Annotated in this window: 14 protein-coding genes; all 14 read left to right on the top strand. The window is 32.8% G+C overall.

The features are described 5' to 3' along the window. The first annotated feature begins 1 nt into the window (after nt 1). The gene (murD, locus tag V6C74_RS08025) at nt 2-1,351 is read left to right on the top strand and encodes a UDP-N-acetylmuramoyl-L-alanine--D-glutamate ligase (RefSeq protein WP_002453018.1); all 1,350 of its coding nucleotides are present in this window, start codon (nt 2-4) and stop codon (nt 1,349-1,351) included. Between the two features lie 15 nt (nt 1,352-1,366). Next, the gene (locus V6C74_RS08020; protein ID WP_016898752.1) at nt 1,367-2,773 is read left to right on the top strand and encodes a cell division protein FtsQ/DivIB; all 1,407 of its coding nucleotides are present in this window, start codon (nt 1,367-1,369) and stop codon (nt 2,771-2,773) included. Nucleotides 2,774-2,876: 103 nt separating this feature from the next. Then, nucleotides 2,877-4,277, top strand: a complete 1,401-nt coding sequence (gene ftsA, locus V6C74_RS08015) for a cell division protein FtsA (RefSeq protein ID WP_002453020.1) — start codon at nt 2,877-2,879, stop codon at nt 4,275-4,277. 32 nt (nt 4,278-4,309) lie between these two features. Then, complete coding sequence (gene ftsZ, locus V6C74_RS08010; protein WP_002453021.1) at nt 4,310-5,497, top strand: cell division protein FtsZ; 1,188 nt, start codon at nt 4,310-4,312, stop codon at nt 5,495-5,497. 252 nt (nt 5,498-5,749) lie between these two features. Further along, complete coding sequence (gene pgeF, locus V6C74_RS08005) at nt 5,750-6,541, top strand: peptidoglycan editing factor PgeF (protein ID WP_016898751.1); 792 nt, start codon at nt 5,750-5,752, stop codon at nt 6,539-6,541. Nucleotides 6,542-6,558: 17 nt separating this feature from the next. Further along, nucleotides 6,559-7,233, top strand: coding sequence for a YggS family pyridoxal phosphate-dependent enzyme (locus V6C74_RS08000; protein ID WP_002453023.1), 675 nt, complete (start codon nt 6,559-6,561; stop codon nt 7,231-7,233). Beyond that, on the top strand, nt 7,230-7,841 hold the full coding sequence (locus V6C74_RS07995) for a cell division protein SepF (protein WP_029625771.1): 612 nt from the start codon (nt 7,230-7,232) through the stop codon (nt 7,839-7,841). The genes V6C74_RS08000 and V6C74_RS07995 overlap by 4 nt, the downstream gene beginning before the upstream one ends. A gap of 11 nt (nt 7,842-7,852) precedes the next feature. Beyond that, nucleotides 7,853-8,143, top strand: coding sequence for a YggT family protein (locus tag V6C74_RS07990; protein ID WP_002453025.1), 291 nt, complete (start codon nt 7,853-7,855; stop codon nt 8,141-8,143). Nucleotides 8,144-8,261: 118 nt separating this feature from the next. Continuing rightward, nucleotides 8,262-9,050 carry an RNA-binding protein gene (locus V6C74_RS07985; protein WP_002453026.1) on the top strand — a complete coding sequence of 263 codons (789 nt, stop codon included), beginning with the start codon at nt 8,262-8,264 and terminating at the stop codon, nt 9,048-9,050. Nucleotides 9,051-9,073: 23 nt separating this feature from the next. Next, a complete protein-coding gene (locus V6C74_RS07980; RefSeq protein ID WP_002453027.1) occupies nt 9,074-9,727 on the top strand; it encodes a DivIVA domain-containing protein in 654 nt (217 codons plus the stop codon). Nucleotides 9,728-10,057: 330 nt separating this feature from the next. Further along, complete coding sequence (gene ileS, locus V6C74_RS07975) at nt 10,058-12,808, top strand: isoleucine--tRNA ligase (RefSeq protein ID WP_049390979.1); 2,751 nt, start codon at nt 10,058-10,060, stop codon at nt 12,806-12,808. A gap of 278 nt (nt 12,809-13,086) precedes the next feature. Then, nucleotides 13,087-13,884 (top strand): VOC family protein, encoded by a 798-nt coding sequence (locus tag V6C74_RS07970; protein WP_016898749.1) that lies wholly within the window; start codon nt 13,087-13,089, stop codon nt 13,882-13,884. Between the two features lie 186 nt (nt 13,885-14,070). After that, nucleotides 14,071-14,547 carry a signal peptidase II gene (gene lspA / locus V6C74_RS07965; RefSeq protein ID WP_002453030.1) on the top strand — a complete coding sequence of 159 codons (477 nt, stop codon included), beginning with the start codon at nt 14,071-14,073 and terminating at the stop codon, nt 14,545-14,547. Nucleotides 14,548-14,559: 12 nt separating this feature from the next. After that, nucleotides 14,560-15,477, top strand: a complete 918-nt coding sequence (locus V6C74_RS07960) for an RluA family pseudouridine synthase (protein ID WP_016898748.1) — start codon at nt 14,560-14,562, stop codon at nt 15,475-15,477. Nucleotides 15,478-15,756: the final 279 nt, after the last annotated feature.

The raw sequence follows: 15,756 nt of genomic DNA, 5'->3' as shown, positions 1-15,756 counted from the left end.
AGTGCTAAATTACACAGGATTAGAAAATAAAAATGTTCTAGTAGTTGGCTTAGCTAAAAGCGGTTATGAAGCAGCTAAATTATTAGCTAAATTAGGCGCAAACGTCAAAGTAAATGATGGAAAAGACCTTTCCCAAGACGCACATGCAAAAGATCTTGAATCAATGGGAATTGAGGTTGTTAGTGGAGAACACCCTCTTTCACTACTTGATGATAATCCTATTATCGTCAAAAATCCGGGTATTCCTTATACAGTTTCAATTATTGATGAGGCAGTTCGAAGAGGTTTAAAAATCTTAACCGAAGTCGAATTAAGTTACCTTATTTCTGAAGCGCCTATTATAGGTGTTACTGGTACTAATGGGAAGACAACTGTGACATCTTTAATTGGAGATATGTTTAAAAAAAGTATCATAACAGGACGTTTATCAGGAAATATAGGCTATGTTGCTTCGAAGGTGGCTCAGGAAGCTAAAGCTGATGAATATTTAATTACAGAACTTTCATCTTTCCAATTACTAGGTATTAATGAATATAAGCCTCACATAGCTATCATTACAAATATATACTCAGCACATCTAGATTATCATGAGTCTTTAGAAAATTATCAAAATGCTAAAAAGCAAATTTATAAAAATCAAACTGAAGATGATTATCTTATTTGTAACTATCATCAAAGACATTTAATTGAAACAGAGAATCTCAAAGCAAAAACACTTTACTTTTCAACACAGCAAGAAGTTAATGGAATATATATTAAAGACGGATTTATCGTATTTAATGGCGTTCGTATAATAAATGTTAAAGATTTAGTTTTACCAGGCGAACACAACTTAGAGAATATTTTGGCTGCAGTATTAGCTGCTATTTTGGCAGGCGTACCAGTTAAAGCCATCGTAGATAGTCTGACAACTTTCTCAGGAATTGATCATAGACTGCAATACATTGGTACTAATCGTACGAATAAATATTACAATGATTCAAAAGCAACTAATACTTTAGCTACTCAATTCGCTTTAAATTCATTCCAACAACCTATTATTTGGTTATGTGGTGGTTTAGATAGAGGTAACGACTTTGATGAGCTTATACCATATATGAATAATGTACGTGTGATGATTGTTTTTGGAGAAACACAAGAAAAATTTGCTAAACTAGGTAATAGCCAAGGTAAATATGTAATTAAAGCAACTAACGTTGAAGATGCAGTTGATAAGATTCAAGACATTATCGAACCTAATGATGTGGTGTTACTATCACCAGCTTGTGCAAGTTGGGATCAATATAAAACATTTGAAGAACGTGGTGAGAAATTTATCGAGAGATTCCGAGCACACTTGCCATCTTATTAAGGAGTGTGAATGCTCATGGATGAAAATAATAAAAATAAAAATGATAAAGTTTCGCGTATTGAAGATTTTACTACATCTAAGAAAGACAATAATGATAAAGATGATGTGAGTCTTTTTAGAAGAAATAAAGATTTCCGTAATAGAAAAAGAAAACGTTTCGGTGATAGAGTTAAAGATGATGAATATTCGAATGAGGAAATACATGAAGATGATACTCGCGAGATGGAACGTACGCAACAAGATGAAAAGACTCAATATAAGAAAGAACACGATAATGAAAGTCTAGACAATGGTGATGAAGTAATTCAACATCATAATAATGCTGACACAAAACCAAATGAAGATTATAAAAAAGAATCAAATGAGGACATCGAAGATAAAGAAGAATCCTACTCAGATAGTAAAAGTGATTCTTCTGAAGCTAACCAAGATGAGAAGGATAAGATAGAAAAAGATGCTCAAGAAGAGAAAAGTGGTAGAAAAGGTTTTATAAATAAGATACCTTTTTCTAAAAACAACAGTAAACACAACAAAGAAAAAGATAAAAATGAACATCAAAAACCTCTAACATTGGAGAAAAAAAGAGCGTTACGCCGAAAAAGACAAAAGAGAATACAGTATGTCATTATTACTGTATTAATATTGTTGATTGTTATTTTCTTACTTTATATGTTTACTCCTTTAAGCAAGATTTCTAATGTAAATATTAAAGGTAATAACAATGTTAGTAAGAGTAAAATCAATAAAGAGTTAAATGTCACATCTCATTCAAGAATGTACACATTTAGTAAGAGAAAGGCAATTAACAATTTGAAGAAGAATCCTTTAATCAAGGATGTGGAAATTCATAAACAATTGCCAAACACGTTAAATGTAAAAGTAACTGAGTATCAAGTTGTTGGTTTAGAAAAAAATAAAGACAGTTACGTTCCAATTATTGAAGATGGCAAAGAATTAAAAGATTATAGTGATGATGTTTCACATGATGGGCCAATTATCGATGGCTTTAAAGGAAATAAAAAAACACGAATCATTCAAGCTTTATCTGAAATGTCACCTGAAGTGAGAAGTTTAATTGGTGAAGTGAGTTATGCTCCAGAAAAGAATAAACAAAATAGAATAGAGATCTTTACTAAAGATGATATGCAAGTTGTCGGTGATATAACTACAATAGCTGATAAAATGAAATATTATCCGCAGATGTCCCAATCTTTAAGTAGAGATGATTCAGGCAATCTTAAGACGGATGGATACATTGATTTATCAGTCGGTGCTTCGTTTATACCTTATAGTGGAGCAACAGGTGCTGAGTCTGAATCTGATCAGAATGTAACTAAATCTACTCAGCAAGAAAGTGAAGCTAAGGAAGAACTTCAAAGTGTTTTAAATAAAATTAATAATCAATCAAAAGATAATAATTAAAAAATTTCGTTAATACTATGTGTTTATAGTTCACAAGCTATTCAACGTATTGTAAACTAAACATAGTGTATTTTAATAGTAATTTGTCAGGAGGTGCCTATCTATGGAGGAACATTACTATGTAAGTATAGATATAGGTTCATCAAGCGTAAAAACGATAGTAGGCGAAAAATTTCACAATGGAATAAATGTGATAGGTACAGGACAAACCTACACTAGCGGTATCAAAAATGGTCTTATTGATGATTTTGATATTGCGAGACAAGCAATCAAAGATACGATTAAGAAGGCTTCAATTGCCTCTGGTGTAGATATAAAAGAAGTATTCTTAAAGTTACCTATCATTGGTACCGAAGTATACGATGAATCAAATGAAATTGAGTTTTATGAAGATACTGAAATTAATGGAACACACATTGAATCGGTTTTAGATGGAATTCGTGATAAGAATGATGTAACAGAAACAGAAGTGATTAATGTCTTTCCTATACGATTCGTAGTTGATAAAGACAATGAAGTTTCTGACCCTAAAGAATTAATTGCTAGACACTCATTGAAAGTTGATGCAGGCGTTATAGCGATACAAAAATCTATTTTAATTAATATGATTAAATGTGTTGAAGCATGTGGCGTAGATGTATTAGATGTTTATTCTGATGCTTATAATTATGGTTCAATTTTAACCGCTACAGAGAAAGAATTAGGCGCTTGTGTCATTGATATTGGCGAAGATTTAACTCAAATTGCTTTTTATGAGCGTGGAGAGTTAGTCGATGCTGATTCAATTGAAATGGCTGGTCGTGATATCACTGATGATATTGCGCAAGGCTTGAATACTACATATGATACTGCTGAGAAGATTAAGCATCAATATGGACATGCTTTCTATGATTCTGCTTCAGAGCAAGATGTATTCTCAGTAGATCAAATTGATAGTGAAGAACATGTTCAATATACTCAGAAAGATTTAAGCGATTATATCGAACAACGAGTAGAGGATATATTCTTTGAAGTGTTCGATGTGTTACAAGAACTTGGACTTACTAAAGTAAATGGCGGATTTATTGTTACAGGTGGTTCTGCTAACTTACTTGGTGTAAAAGAATTGCTACAAGATATGGTAAGTGAAAAGGTAAGAATTCATACTCCATCACAAATGGGTATAAGAAAGCCTGAATTCTCTTCTGCTATTTCGACAATTTCTAGTAGTATCGCTTTTGACGAGTTATTAGATTATGTTACAATTAGTTATCAAGATAATGAAGAATTTGAAGAGGAAGTTATCGAATCAGAAGATAAAGATAACGAATCTAAATCAAGCGGTTTTGATTGGTTTAAACGTAAATCAAACAAAAAAGAGAATCATGAGGAAGAACCTGAAACGCCTCGTGAGGAATCATATGAAGGCCGCAGAGAACATCACGAAGAAGATTATCATCAAGCAGAAGGTAAGGACAAAGAAGAAGGTAAATTTAAAAAATTAATGAAATCTCTATTTGAATGATTATTGGCCATTAAGACTAGGAGGAAATTTAAATGTTAGAATTTGAACAAGGATTTAATCATTTAGCTACATTGAAAGTCATCGGTGTAGGTGGCGGCGGTAACAACGCTGTTAATCGTATGATTGACCATGGTATGAATAACGTTGAGTTTATCGCTATCAATACGGATGGGCAAGCACTTAACTTATCTAAAGCGGAATCAAAAATCCAAATTGGTGAAAAGTTAACAAGAGGTCTTGGTGCAGGTGCTAATCCGGAAATTGGTAAAAAAGCTGCCGAAGAATCACGTGAACAAATCGAAGATGCTATCCAAGGTGCAGACATGGTATTCGTTACTGCTGGTATGGGTGGCGGTACTGGTACAGGAGCTGCTCCAGTTGTCGCTAAAATCGCTAAAGAAATGGGTGCTTTAACAGTAGGTGTTGTAACTCGTCCATTCGGTTTTGAAGGACGTAAACGTCAAACTCAAGCCGCTGCAGGTGTTGAAGCAATGAAAGCTGCAGTTGATACATTAATCGTTATTCCTAACGATCGTTTATTAGATATCGTAGATAAATCAACACCTATGATGGAAGCATTTAAAGAAGCAGATAATGTATTACGTCAAGGTGTACAAGGTATCTCAGATCTAATCGCTGTATCAGGTGAAGTAAACTTAGACTTTGCAGACGTTAAGACGATTATGTCTAACCAAGGTTCAGCATTAATGGGTATCGGTGTATCTTCTGGTGAAAACAGAGCAGTTGAAGCAGCTAAAAAAGCTATTTCTTCACCATTATTAGAAACTTCAATTGTTGGTGCGCAAGGCGTACTTATGAATATTACTGGTGGAGAATCACTTTCATTATTTGAAGCTCAAGAAGCAGCTGATATTGTTCAAGATGCAGCTGACGAAGATGTAAACATGATTTTCGGTACAGTAATTAATCCTGAACTTCAAGATGAAATCGTTGTTACAGTAATTGCTACAGGTTTTGAAGATAAACCGTCATCTCAAGGTCGTAAAGCTACAAGTACTGGTTTCGGTTCAAGTGTAAATAGCAATTCTTCTAACCAAAGTCATTCTGCTCCTAAAGAAGACTCATTTGCTACAAACACTTCATCTAGCTCTCAATCTTCAGAAGGTGTAAGCGAAAGAAGTCACTCTACTAAAGATGACGATATTCCTAGCTTCATTAGAAATAGAGAGGAAAGACGTTCTAGAAGAACAAGACGCTAATTCAATATACAATAATTAACATAAAAAGCCATCAGAGTTTGTACTGATGGCTTTTTAAATTACCGTTTATTAATTACATATATAGTTTACTTATTTCTTTAACCCAATATTAAGCACGTATTTAAATTATTTGTTCTAATAACTAGTAGTTTAAATGGTAGAAAGTATGATATATAATAGTTTTATAATATACTTTATTGTCATGAAGTATAATCATGCTTTAATAACGTTCTCAAATGGTGGTGAAACATAGTGACTGAAAAGTTTATAAAGAAAGAACATTATTTAGATTATGATGTAAAACCTACTAGTAATATTAAGCTCGGTTTCACAACTAGAGAGAATGGGCTGAGTCATTATCCTGAACACGCTTTTAACTTGGCGAGATACGTGGATGATAACCAAGAGAATATCACTCAACATCAGGAAATCCTTGCAAATGAAATAGAATTTAATAGAAAAGACTGGGTTTTTCCAATTCAAACTCATGGAAATAAAGTCACAGAAATTACTGAAGAACATCGAGGTATGAACATTGATAAATTAACTAATGACTTATATGGTATAGATGGTATTTTCACATATGATTCCAATATATTATTAACCATGTGTTATGCTGATTGTGTTCCTGTTTACTTCTACAGCGAAAATCATGGATATGTGGGCCTCGCCCATGCTGGGTGGCGTGGAACTTATGGTGAAATTGTTAAAGAAATGGTTAGAAGAATTAACTTTGATTTAAGAGATTTACATGTGGTCATCGGACCAGCAACATCTAATACCTACGAGATAAATGATGATATCAAAGACAAATTTGAAACATTATCAATAGATTCATCTAAATATATTGACTCGCGTGCGGTAGATAAACACGGCATTGATTTAAAGAAAGCCAATGCTTTATTACTTGAAGAAGTAGGCGTTCCATCAGATAATATTTATATAACTGAATATGCTACTTCTGAAAATTTAGACTTATTTTTCTCATATAGAATTGAAAAAGGTCAAACTGGGCGTATGTTAGCATTTATAGGTCGCAAGTAAAGTGAGGAGGAAAATTAGTGAGTGTTAAACAAAATTTAAGGCAAATTGAACAAAAAATAAGTGAACATTTAGAAAAAAGTTCTAATTCAGCACACCCTCACGTGATTGCAGTGACAAAGTATGTTACAATAGAGCGAGCTAAAGAAGCTTATGAAGCAGGTATTAGGCACTTTGGCGAAAATAGATTAGAAGGCTTCAAAGAGAAAAAAGCAACATTACCTGATGATGCTGTATTTCATTTTATTGGTTCTTTGCAATCTAGAAAAGTTAAAGAAGTAATTAATGAAGTTGACTATTTTCACGCTTTAGATCGCCTGAGTTTAGCTAAGGAGATTAATAAGAGAGCAGACCATGTTATATCTTGTTTTTTACAAGTTAATGTTTCTGGGGAAGAATCTAAACATGGTATAGCATTAGACGAAGTTAATGAATTTTTAAAAGAATTAAAAGCTTATGAAAACATCAAAGTAATTGGTTTAATGACAATGGCACCTTTAACTGATGATAGTGCGTACATAAAATCAATTTTCAATGATTTAAGACATAAAAAAGAAGAAATTCAACAATTCAATTTAGAACATGCACCTTGCACAGAATTATCTATGGGAATGAGTAATGACTATCAGATAGCAGTTGAAGAAGGTGCAACCTTCGTCAGAATTGGGACTAAACTTGTAGGAGAAGAGGAGTGAGCCCCTTGGCTTTAAAGGATTTATTTAATGGATTTTTTGTAGTAGAAGATGAAGAAGAAGTTGAAGCACCTGAAGAACGTGAAACATCTCATACACGTGAGCGTGGTCAAGAACGTGATGTTGAATCACGAAATGAAAATAATTTAACATCATCGCAATCACAAAATAATGTGAACAAACAAAATGCAATTAAATCTGTGCCACAAAAGAGCACAACAAGAAAAAGTGCAACTTCTGAAGAAAGGAATTATCGTATGAATAATAATTCTAAAAGTAATTCTCGTAATGTTGTAACTATGAATCAATCATCACAAAATTATGCGACTCAAGAAAGCTCTAAAATGTGCTTATTTGAACCACGTGTATTTTCAGATACACAAGATATTGCGGATGAATTAAAAAATAGACGTGCTACTTTAGTTAACTTACAACGTATTGATAAAGTATCTGCTAAACGCATTATTGATTTCTTAAGTGGAACGGTATATGCGATTGGTGGAGATATTCAACGTGTAGGCACTGATATATTCTTATGTACACCTGATAACGTAGAAGTTGCTGGAAGCATAACTGATCATATCGAAAACATGGAGCAACATTACGAATAAGGAGTCTAATTATGGATATCGGTCTACTTAGTACTATATTCCGATTTATATTATTTTTAGTTCAAATTTATTATATAGGAATGATTATTTATTTCTTCACTTCTTGGGTTCCAAGCATTAGAGAATCAAAAGTGGGAGAATTTCTTGGTAAAATTTATGAACCTTTTTTAGAACCATTTAGAAAAATCATTCCGCCCATTGGTATCATAGATATTTCTTCTATAGCAGCGATTATTGTATTAATGTTATTTCAAAGAGGTTTAGTGTCTATTTTTAATATGATACTTACACATTTAGCGTAAAATGATGTAATTTAAACTTTATATGAGTATTCTAAGCGAGGCAAAGTAATTAGTGAACTTTGACCTCGTTTTTATCATGTGAAATTGAAGTTATCTAAATTAATGTTGTGAAAATAAAATGTTAGGAGTGTCTCACATCGATATATATCAACATTTTAGAAGAGAAGAGCAAGAATTAATAGATCAATTAATAGATAAGTGCAATCAAGCTGATAATCATTATGCGCCCGTGCTTACTGCATTTTTAGATCCAAGGGGTCAATATATCTTAGAAGTAATCGTAGGGAGTTATGATATGTTAAAAGTCAACTTTTATGGTGGCCCTTATGCTGAAAGAAAACGTGCTATCATAGCTCCCTCATATTATGAAGCACAACCAGAAGATTTTGAACTTTCACTATTACGCATCGATTATCCTGAGAAATTTGTTTCAATTCATCACCAACATGTGTTGGGTACCTTAATGTCTTTAGGTATTGAAAGAGAGCAATTGGGAGATATTATAGTCGCTGGTGATATACAATTTGTTTTGACAGAACGTTTAGAATCTTATATTATGTTTGAATTAAATAGGATTAAAGGTGCAACAGTTAAACTTAATTCTATTCCTATAAAAGATATGATACAATCAGAAGAGAATTGGAAAATTCACAGCACGACTGTAAGTGCAATGAGATTGGACGTTGTTTTGAAAGATATGATCCATAAATCTCGTAATATAGCAAAGCAATTAATAGAAAAGAAGAGAGTCAAAGTGAATCATACTATTATTGATACACCTGACTTTCAATTAGAACAAAATGATCTTCTTTCTATCCAAGGATTTGGCAGAGCTCAAATTACTCAAATTGGAGGAAGAACTAAAAAAGATAAACTACACATTACCTATCAAACATTATTTAAATAGTGATGAAATAAGGAGGATATATCATGCCTTTCACACCAAGTGAGATTAAAAATAAAGAGTTTAGTCGAGTGAAGAATGGTTTAGAGCCTACTGAAGTTGCTAATTATTTAGATCAATTAAGCACTGAAATTGAACGACTTAAAGAAGATAAAAAGCAACTTGAAAAAGTAGTTGAAGATAGAGATACTAATATTAAATCTTACAAAGATGTGCACCAATCTGTAAGTGATGCTCTAATTCAAGCTCAAAAAGTTGGAGAAGAAACGAAATTAGCTGCAAATAAAGATGCTGAAGCTACACTTGCTAAAGCTCAAGTTCAAGCTGACAAAATTGTGAATGATGCTATTGAAAAAGCACGTCGTTTATCATTCCAAACTGAAGATATGAAACGTCAATCTAAAGTGTTTAGATCTCGTTTCCGTATGTTGGTAGAAGCTCAATTAGACTTACTTAAAAGTGAAGATTGGGATTACTTATTAAATTATGATCTAGATGCAGAACAAGTGACTCTAGAAGATATTCATCACTTAAATGATAATGATCTTACACCTGAAGAACGTGCTATGAAAGAAAGTCAGTCTCAAGCACAAACTAATAGTGGAGTAACTTCTACTTCTGAATCATCACACACAACTAATAGTCAATCAGAAACTTCTACAACTAATAGTAATGTATAAGCATTTTTTTATAAATTGTTAATCAGTAACTGGAGACTTAATCCTAGAATATTGAATTTGTGAAGTTATTTATGTTAAAAATACATTTTCTTAAAGACAATTTATTGATATGATATAAAAAGACAGACGCGTAAGAAACAGGAAACATATTCCAGCGAGTTAGGAATGGTGAGAGCCTAACATATAGTTTGTTTCTTATATCACTGGCTTTTAATTTTTAATAGATTTACGAGAGAACTCTAAGTTGAGTTAAATAGGGTGGTACCGCGGTTTAGCCGTCCCTATTAATTGAACTTAGAGTTCTTTTTATCATTAGAAGGAGTGAACAGAATGAATTACAAAGATACTTTATTAATGCCCAAAACTGACTTTCCTATGAGAGGCGGTTTACCTAATAAAGAACCTCAAATTCAGGAAAAATGGGATGCAGAAGATCAATATAAAAAAGCATTAGAAAAGAATAAAGGAAATCAATCCTATATCTTACATGATGGACCTCCGTATGCAAACGGTAGTTTACATATGGGACATGCACTTAATAAAATTATCAAGGACTTCATCGTACGTTATAAAACAATGCAAGGTTTTTATGCACCATATGTACCGGGTTGGGACACACATGGTTTACCTATAGAACAGGCTTTAACTAAAAAAGGTGTAGACCGTAAAAAAATGTCAATTGCTGAATTTAGAGAAAAGTGTAAAGAATTTGCACTTAAGCAAGTAGATATTCAGAAGAAGGATTTCAAACGCCTAGGTGTTCGTGGTGACTTTGATAATCCATACATTACACTTACTCCTGAATACGAAGCAGCACAAATTCGTTTATTCGGTGAAATGGCAGATAAAGGTTTAATTTATAAAGGTAAGAAACCAGTTTATTGGTCACCATCAAGTGAATCTTCATTAGCTGAAGCGGAAATTGAATACCATGATAAACGTTCTGCCTCTATTTATGTCGCATTTAACATTAAAGATGATAAAGGTGTCGTTGATTCAGATGCTAAATTTATTATCTGGACTACAACGCCTTGGACAATTCCATCAAACGTAGCCATCACTGTTCATCCAGAACTTAAGTATGGTCAATATAATGTAAATGGACAAAAATATATTGTTGCTCAAGCTTTATCTGAGACTGTAGCTGATGCCTTAGGTTGGGATAAAGAATCAATTCAACTTGAAAAAGAATTCACTGGAAAAGAATTAGAGTATGTTGAAGCGCAACATCCTTTCTTAGATCGTACATCATTAGTGATTAATGGTGAACACGTTACAACAGATGCAGGTACTGGATGTGTACATACTGCTCCAGGACACGGGGAAGATGACTATATTGTCGGTCAAAAATATGAACTACCTGTCATCAGTCCTTTAGATGATAAGGGTGTATTTACTGAAGAGGGTGGCCAATTTGAAGGTATGTTCTATGACAAAGCGAATAAAGCTGTCACTGACTTATTAACTGAAAAGGACGCACTTCTTAAACTCGACTTTATTACACATAGTTACCCACATGACTGGCGTACAAAAAAACCGGTTATCTTTAGAGCAACTCCTCAATGGTTTGCTTCAATTAACAAAGTAAGACAAGATATTTTAGATGCAATTGAAGAGACTAACTTTAAAGTAGATTGGGGTAAAACACGTATCTATAATATGATTCGTGATCGTGGCGAGTGGGTTATTTCTCGTCAACGTGTATGGGGTGTTCCATTACCAGTATTTTATGCTGAAAATGGTGACATCATCATGACGAAAGAAACTGTTAATCATATTGCTGATTTATTCGCAGAACACGGCTCAAATATTTGGTTTGAACGCGAAGCGAAAGATTTACTACCAGAAGGATTCACACACCCTGGGAGCCCTAATGGTGAATTTACTAAAGAAACAGACATCATGGATGTTTGGTTCGATTCAGGTTCATCTCACCGTAGTGTATTAGAAACAAGACCAGAGTTAAGTTTCCCAGCAGATCTTTACTTTGAAGGTAGTGACCAATATCGCGGATGGTTTAACTCTTCAATTACTACTGCTGTGGCAACTCGTGGCCAAGCGCCTTATAAGTTCTTACTCTCACACGGTTTCGTTATGGACGGAGAAGGTAAAAAAATGAGTAAATCACTTGGTAACGTCATCGTTCCAGACCAAGTTGTTAAGCAAAAAGGTGCAGATATCGCACGTCTATGGGTAAGTAGTACTGATTATCTTGCAGACGTACGTATATCAGATGAAATCTTAAAACAAACTTCTGATGTTTATCGTAAAATTAGAAACACTCTAAGATTTATGTTAGGTAATATTAATGATTATAACCCTGAGACAGATTATATCCCTGAAAATGAATTACTCGACGTAGATCGTTATTTACTTAACCGTTTACGTGAATTTACGGCTAGCACTATTAATAATTATGAGAATTTTGATTACCTAAACATCTATCAAGAAGTTCAGAACTTCATTAACGTAGAATTAAGTAACTTCTACTTAGACTATGGTAAAGATATTCTTTATATTGAAAAGAAAGATTCTCATAAACGTCGCAGTATGCAAACAGTGTTATATCAAATCTTAACTGATATGACAAAATTATTATCACCAATCCTAGTTCATACTGCTGAAGAAGTATGGTCACATACACCTCATGTTAAAGAAGAGAGTGTTCATTTAACAGATATGCCAGAAGTTGTTGAAGTTGATAGAGAATTATTAGATAAATGGAATACACTAATGGATCTACGCGACGATGTGAACCGTGCATTAGAACAAGCTCGTAATGAAAAAGTTATTGGTAAATCATTAGAAGCTAAAGTAGTTATCGGTAATAATGAGTCATTTAAAGCTGCCGAGTTCTTACAAGAGTTCAAAGACTTACAACAATTATTTATCGTTTCTCAAGTTGAAGTTGTCGATTCAGTTGAAAATGGAGAAACGTACAAATATGGTGACATTCGCATTGAACATGCAGAAGGCGAAAAATGTGAAAGATGTTGGAACTATAGTGATGAATTAGGTTCTGTAGGAGAACTTGATCATCTTTGCCCACGTTGCCAAGAAGTAGTTAAAACATTAGTATAATTTCTCAATAATTACGTTTAAGTGATAATTATGAATCAAAGACCTAAGAAGATTTCTCATCATAAAGAAGTTTTCTTAGGTCTTTTTACTTTGAAAAATTTATTTGAAAATGAGTAGTAAGATGTTATGAATAATATCTACATAGACTTTAAATGGATACTATAAATCAGAAATTTGAATTCTTAAATGTTTTTAGTCATAATGTTAAAAATATGGTGATGGGGTCTTAAATTAAGACTACCATTAATAGTACAAGTAATTGTTGAGAGGGTAGAAAGATGTTTCATAGTAAAGATGCACATTTCGTCAATGGAATAATAATCAATGTACGTGATATAGAAGTTATTAGAGCTTTTTATGAAGAAGTTTTAGGGTTTAATTTTGTTAATGAATCTATGAAAGCTGTTCAATATAAGGTTGGAGCTCATAATCAATATATAACTTTTAATGAAATACAAAATGGTAGAGAACCACTCATGTCTGAAGCTGGCTTATTTCATATAGGAATTGAGCTGCCTAATTTATCCTCTCTAGCAGATTTATTAGTACAATTGAGTGATTTTGAGATACCGGTCAATGGTGGAGAACAAAGTGTTGGAACATCTCTCTTTGTTGAAGATCCTGAAGGCAACGCGCTCAAATTTTATGTCGACTATGATTTTGAAATGTGGAATTATGATGAAGAAAATAGAGTGAAAATGGATATAAGACCCATCAATGTACCTAGATTGTTGAAAGAAGTTTCTGACGCAAAATGGCAAGGTATACCTGATGAAGCGAAATTTGGTTCTTTGCATCTTAAAACGATTAGAATTTCAGAGATTAAAGCATATTATCTTAACTATTTCGGTTTAGAAGAGTCAGCTTATATGGATGATTTCTCGTTATTCTTATCCTCAAATAATTATTATAATCATTTAGCGGTGAATCAATGGTTATCAGGAACAAAACGTATTGATAATGAAAACACTTATGGTTTAGCGTTGATTGATTTCCACTACCCTGAATCTACGCATATAAATTTAAAAGGTCCAGATGGATTATACTTCAGATTTAATCGAATTAAAGAAGAATGATTGCATGAAATTAATATTTACTATAAAGAGTTGGGACACTATTAGGTCTCAACTTTTTATATGTTGATGCTACCCATTAATTATTAAAGAATAGATTTATACTCGGCAATCTTTTTTTATGACTTGGAGTAGGATATAATGTTAAGTGTTGTCAAAAGTGACGTTGAACTGAATGGAGGCACATGAATGAAAAAGAAATATTATACTGGAATCTCACTTCTAATAACAATTTTAATTATAGTTTTTGACCAAGTTTCAAAGTGGATTATTGCTTCATCCATGAAAATTGGTGATTCCTATGAAGTCATTCCTCATTTTCTAAATATTACTTCACATAGAAATAACGGAGCAGCTTGGGGAATTTTAAGTGGTAAAATGGGATTTTTCTATATTATCACACTAGTCATTTTAGTAGTTCTCGTGCTGTTTTATATAAAAGAAGCTAAATATAATTTATTTATGCAAGTTGCAATTAGCTTACTCTTTGCTGGTGCGTTAGGTAACTTTATTGATCGTGTATTTAATGGTGAAGTTGTCGATTTTATAGATACAAATATATTTGGTTATGATTTCCCGATCTTTAATATTGCAGATTCAAGTTTAACAATAGGTGTTATATTTGTAGTTATCGCGTTATTGAAAGATACAACTAAAAAGAATTAAGGAGGTATACTCTTGGAAAAACATGAATTTAAGATTACAGATGAAAGACGAGTCGGTCAACGAATAGATAAATTTTTATCTGAGTCTAATGATGCATGGTCACGTAGTCAACTCCAAGATTGGATTAAAGAGGATTTAGTCAAAGTTAATGATAAAGTGATTAAATCTAATTATAAAGTTAAATTAAATGATCATATAATTGTTACTGAAAAGGAAGTCGTAGAAGCAGATATTCAACCAGAAGATTTAGATTTGGATATCTATTATGAAGATGATGATGTGGCGATTGTGTATAAACCTAAAGGTATGGTAGTACATCCATCACCAGGTCATTACACTGGAACACTCGTGAATGGTTTAATGTATCAAATTAAAAACTTATCTGGTATAAATGGTGAAATACGTCCGGGTATTGTTCACCGTATTGATAAAGATACTTCTGGATTATTGATGGTTGCTAAAAATGACATCGCTCATCGAGGTCTTGTCGAGCAACTTATGAATAAAAGTGTTAAACGTAAATATACTGCGTTAGTTCACGGTAATATCCCACATGATTATGGCACAGTAGATGCTCCAATCGGTCGTAATAAAAACGATCGTCAAGCTATGTCTGTAGTTGATGATGGAAAAGAAGCTGTCACGCACTTCAATGTATTAGAGCATTTTAAAGATTATACATTGATTGAATGTGAATTAGAAACTGGACGTACGCATCAAATCCGTGTGCATATGAAATATATTGGCTTTCCACTTGTGGGAGACCCTAAATATGGTCCGAAGAAAACATTAGATATCGGTGGTCAAGCATTGCACGCAGGTGTAATTGGTTTCGATCATCCAGTAACACATGAGTATATTGAAAGAAGTTCGGAATTGCCTAATGATTTTAAAGATTTATTAGAAGACATTCGACGTCGTGATGCTTAAAATATTTTAATAATTTAACCACTTTATAAGGTTAAACATTTCGAATACTATTGATAACTTTTAGTTTAAATAAAACATTGACTTATTTATCAAAAAGTTTTAGACTAGTAACAGTTTAAATATATTAATCTTAGTCTTTAATTGCGAGTCCAGAGAGGCTCCGAAGACATGATAATAGGAATAATTATGCATATTAATGTAATTTTGCTTAAGAATGTATTCGCGTTCTTAAAGTGAAAATGCTGTAATGATATACTTGAAAGTTAATTACTTAAGTGT

The sequence above is a fragment of the Staphylococcus capitis subsp. capitis genome (assembly GCF_040739495.1).
GTDB classification, from domain to species: Bacteria; Bacillota; Bacilli; order Staphylococcales; family Staphylococcaceae; genus Staphylococcus; species Staphylococcus capitis.
The sequence above is the reverse complement of the archived record's forward strand: the minus strand, read 5'-3'. Positions and strand labels throughout refer to the sequence as shown.

Coding starts and splice junctions, on each gene's coding strand:
- V6C74_RS08020 (WP_016898752.1), top strand. CDS start 1,367: ATGGATGAAAATAATAAAAATAAAAATGATAAAGTTTCGCGTATTGAA.
- ftsA (WP_002453020.1), top strand. CDS start 2,877: ATGGAGGAACATTACTATGTAAGTATAGATATAGGTTCATCAAGCGTA.
- ftsZ (WP_002453021.1), top strand. CDS start 4,310: ATGTTAGAATTTGAACAAGGATTTAATCATTTAGCTACATTGAAAGTC.
- V6C74_RS07990 (WP_002453025.1), top strand. CDS start 7,853: ATGGATATCGGTCTACTTAGTACTATATTCCGATTTATATTATTTTTA.
- V6C74_RS07985 (WP_002453026.1), top strand. CDS start 8,262: ATGTTAGGAGTGTCTCACATCGATATATATCAACATTTTAGAAGAGAA.
- V6C74_RS07980 (WP_002453027.1), top strand. CDS start 9,074: ATGCCTTTCACACCAAGTGAGATTAAAAATAAAGAGTTTAGTCGAGTG.
- ileS (WP_049390979.1), top strand. CDS start 10,058: ATGAATTACAAAGATACTTTATTAATGCCCAAAACTGACTTTCCTATG.
- V6C74_RS07970 (WP_016898749.1), top strand. CDS start 13,087: ATGTTTCATAGTAAAGATGCACATTTCGTCAATGGAATAATAATCAAT.
- lspA (WP_002453030.1), top strand. CDS start 14,071: ATGAAAAAGAAATATTATACTGGAATCTCACTTCTAATAACAATTTTA.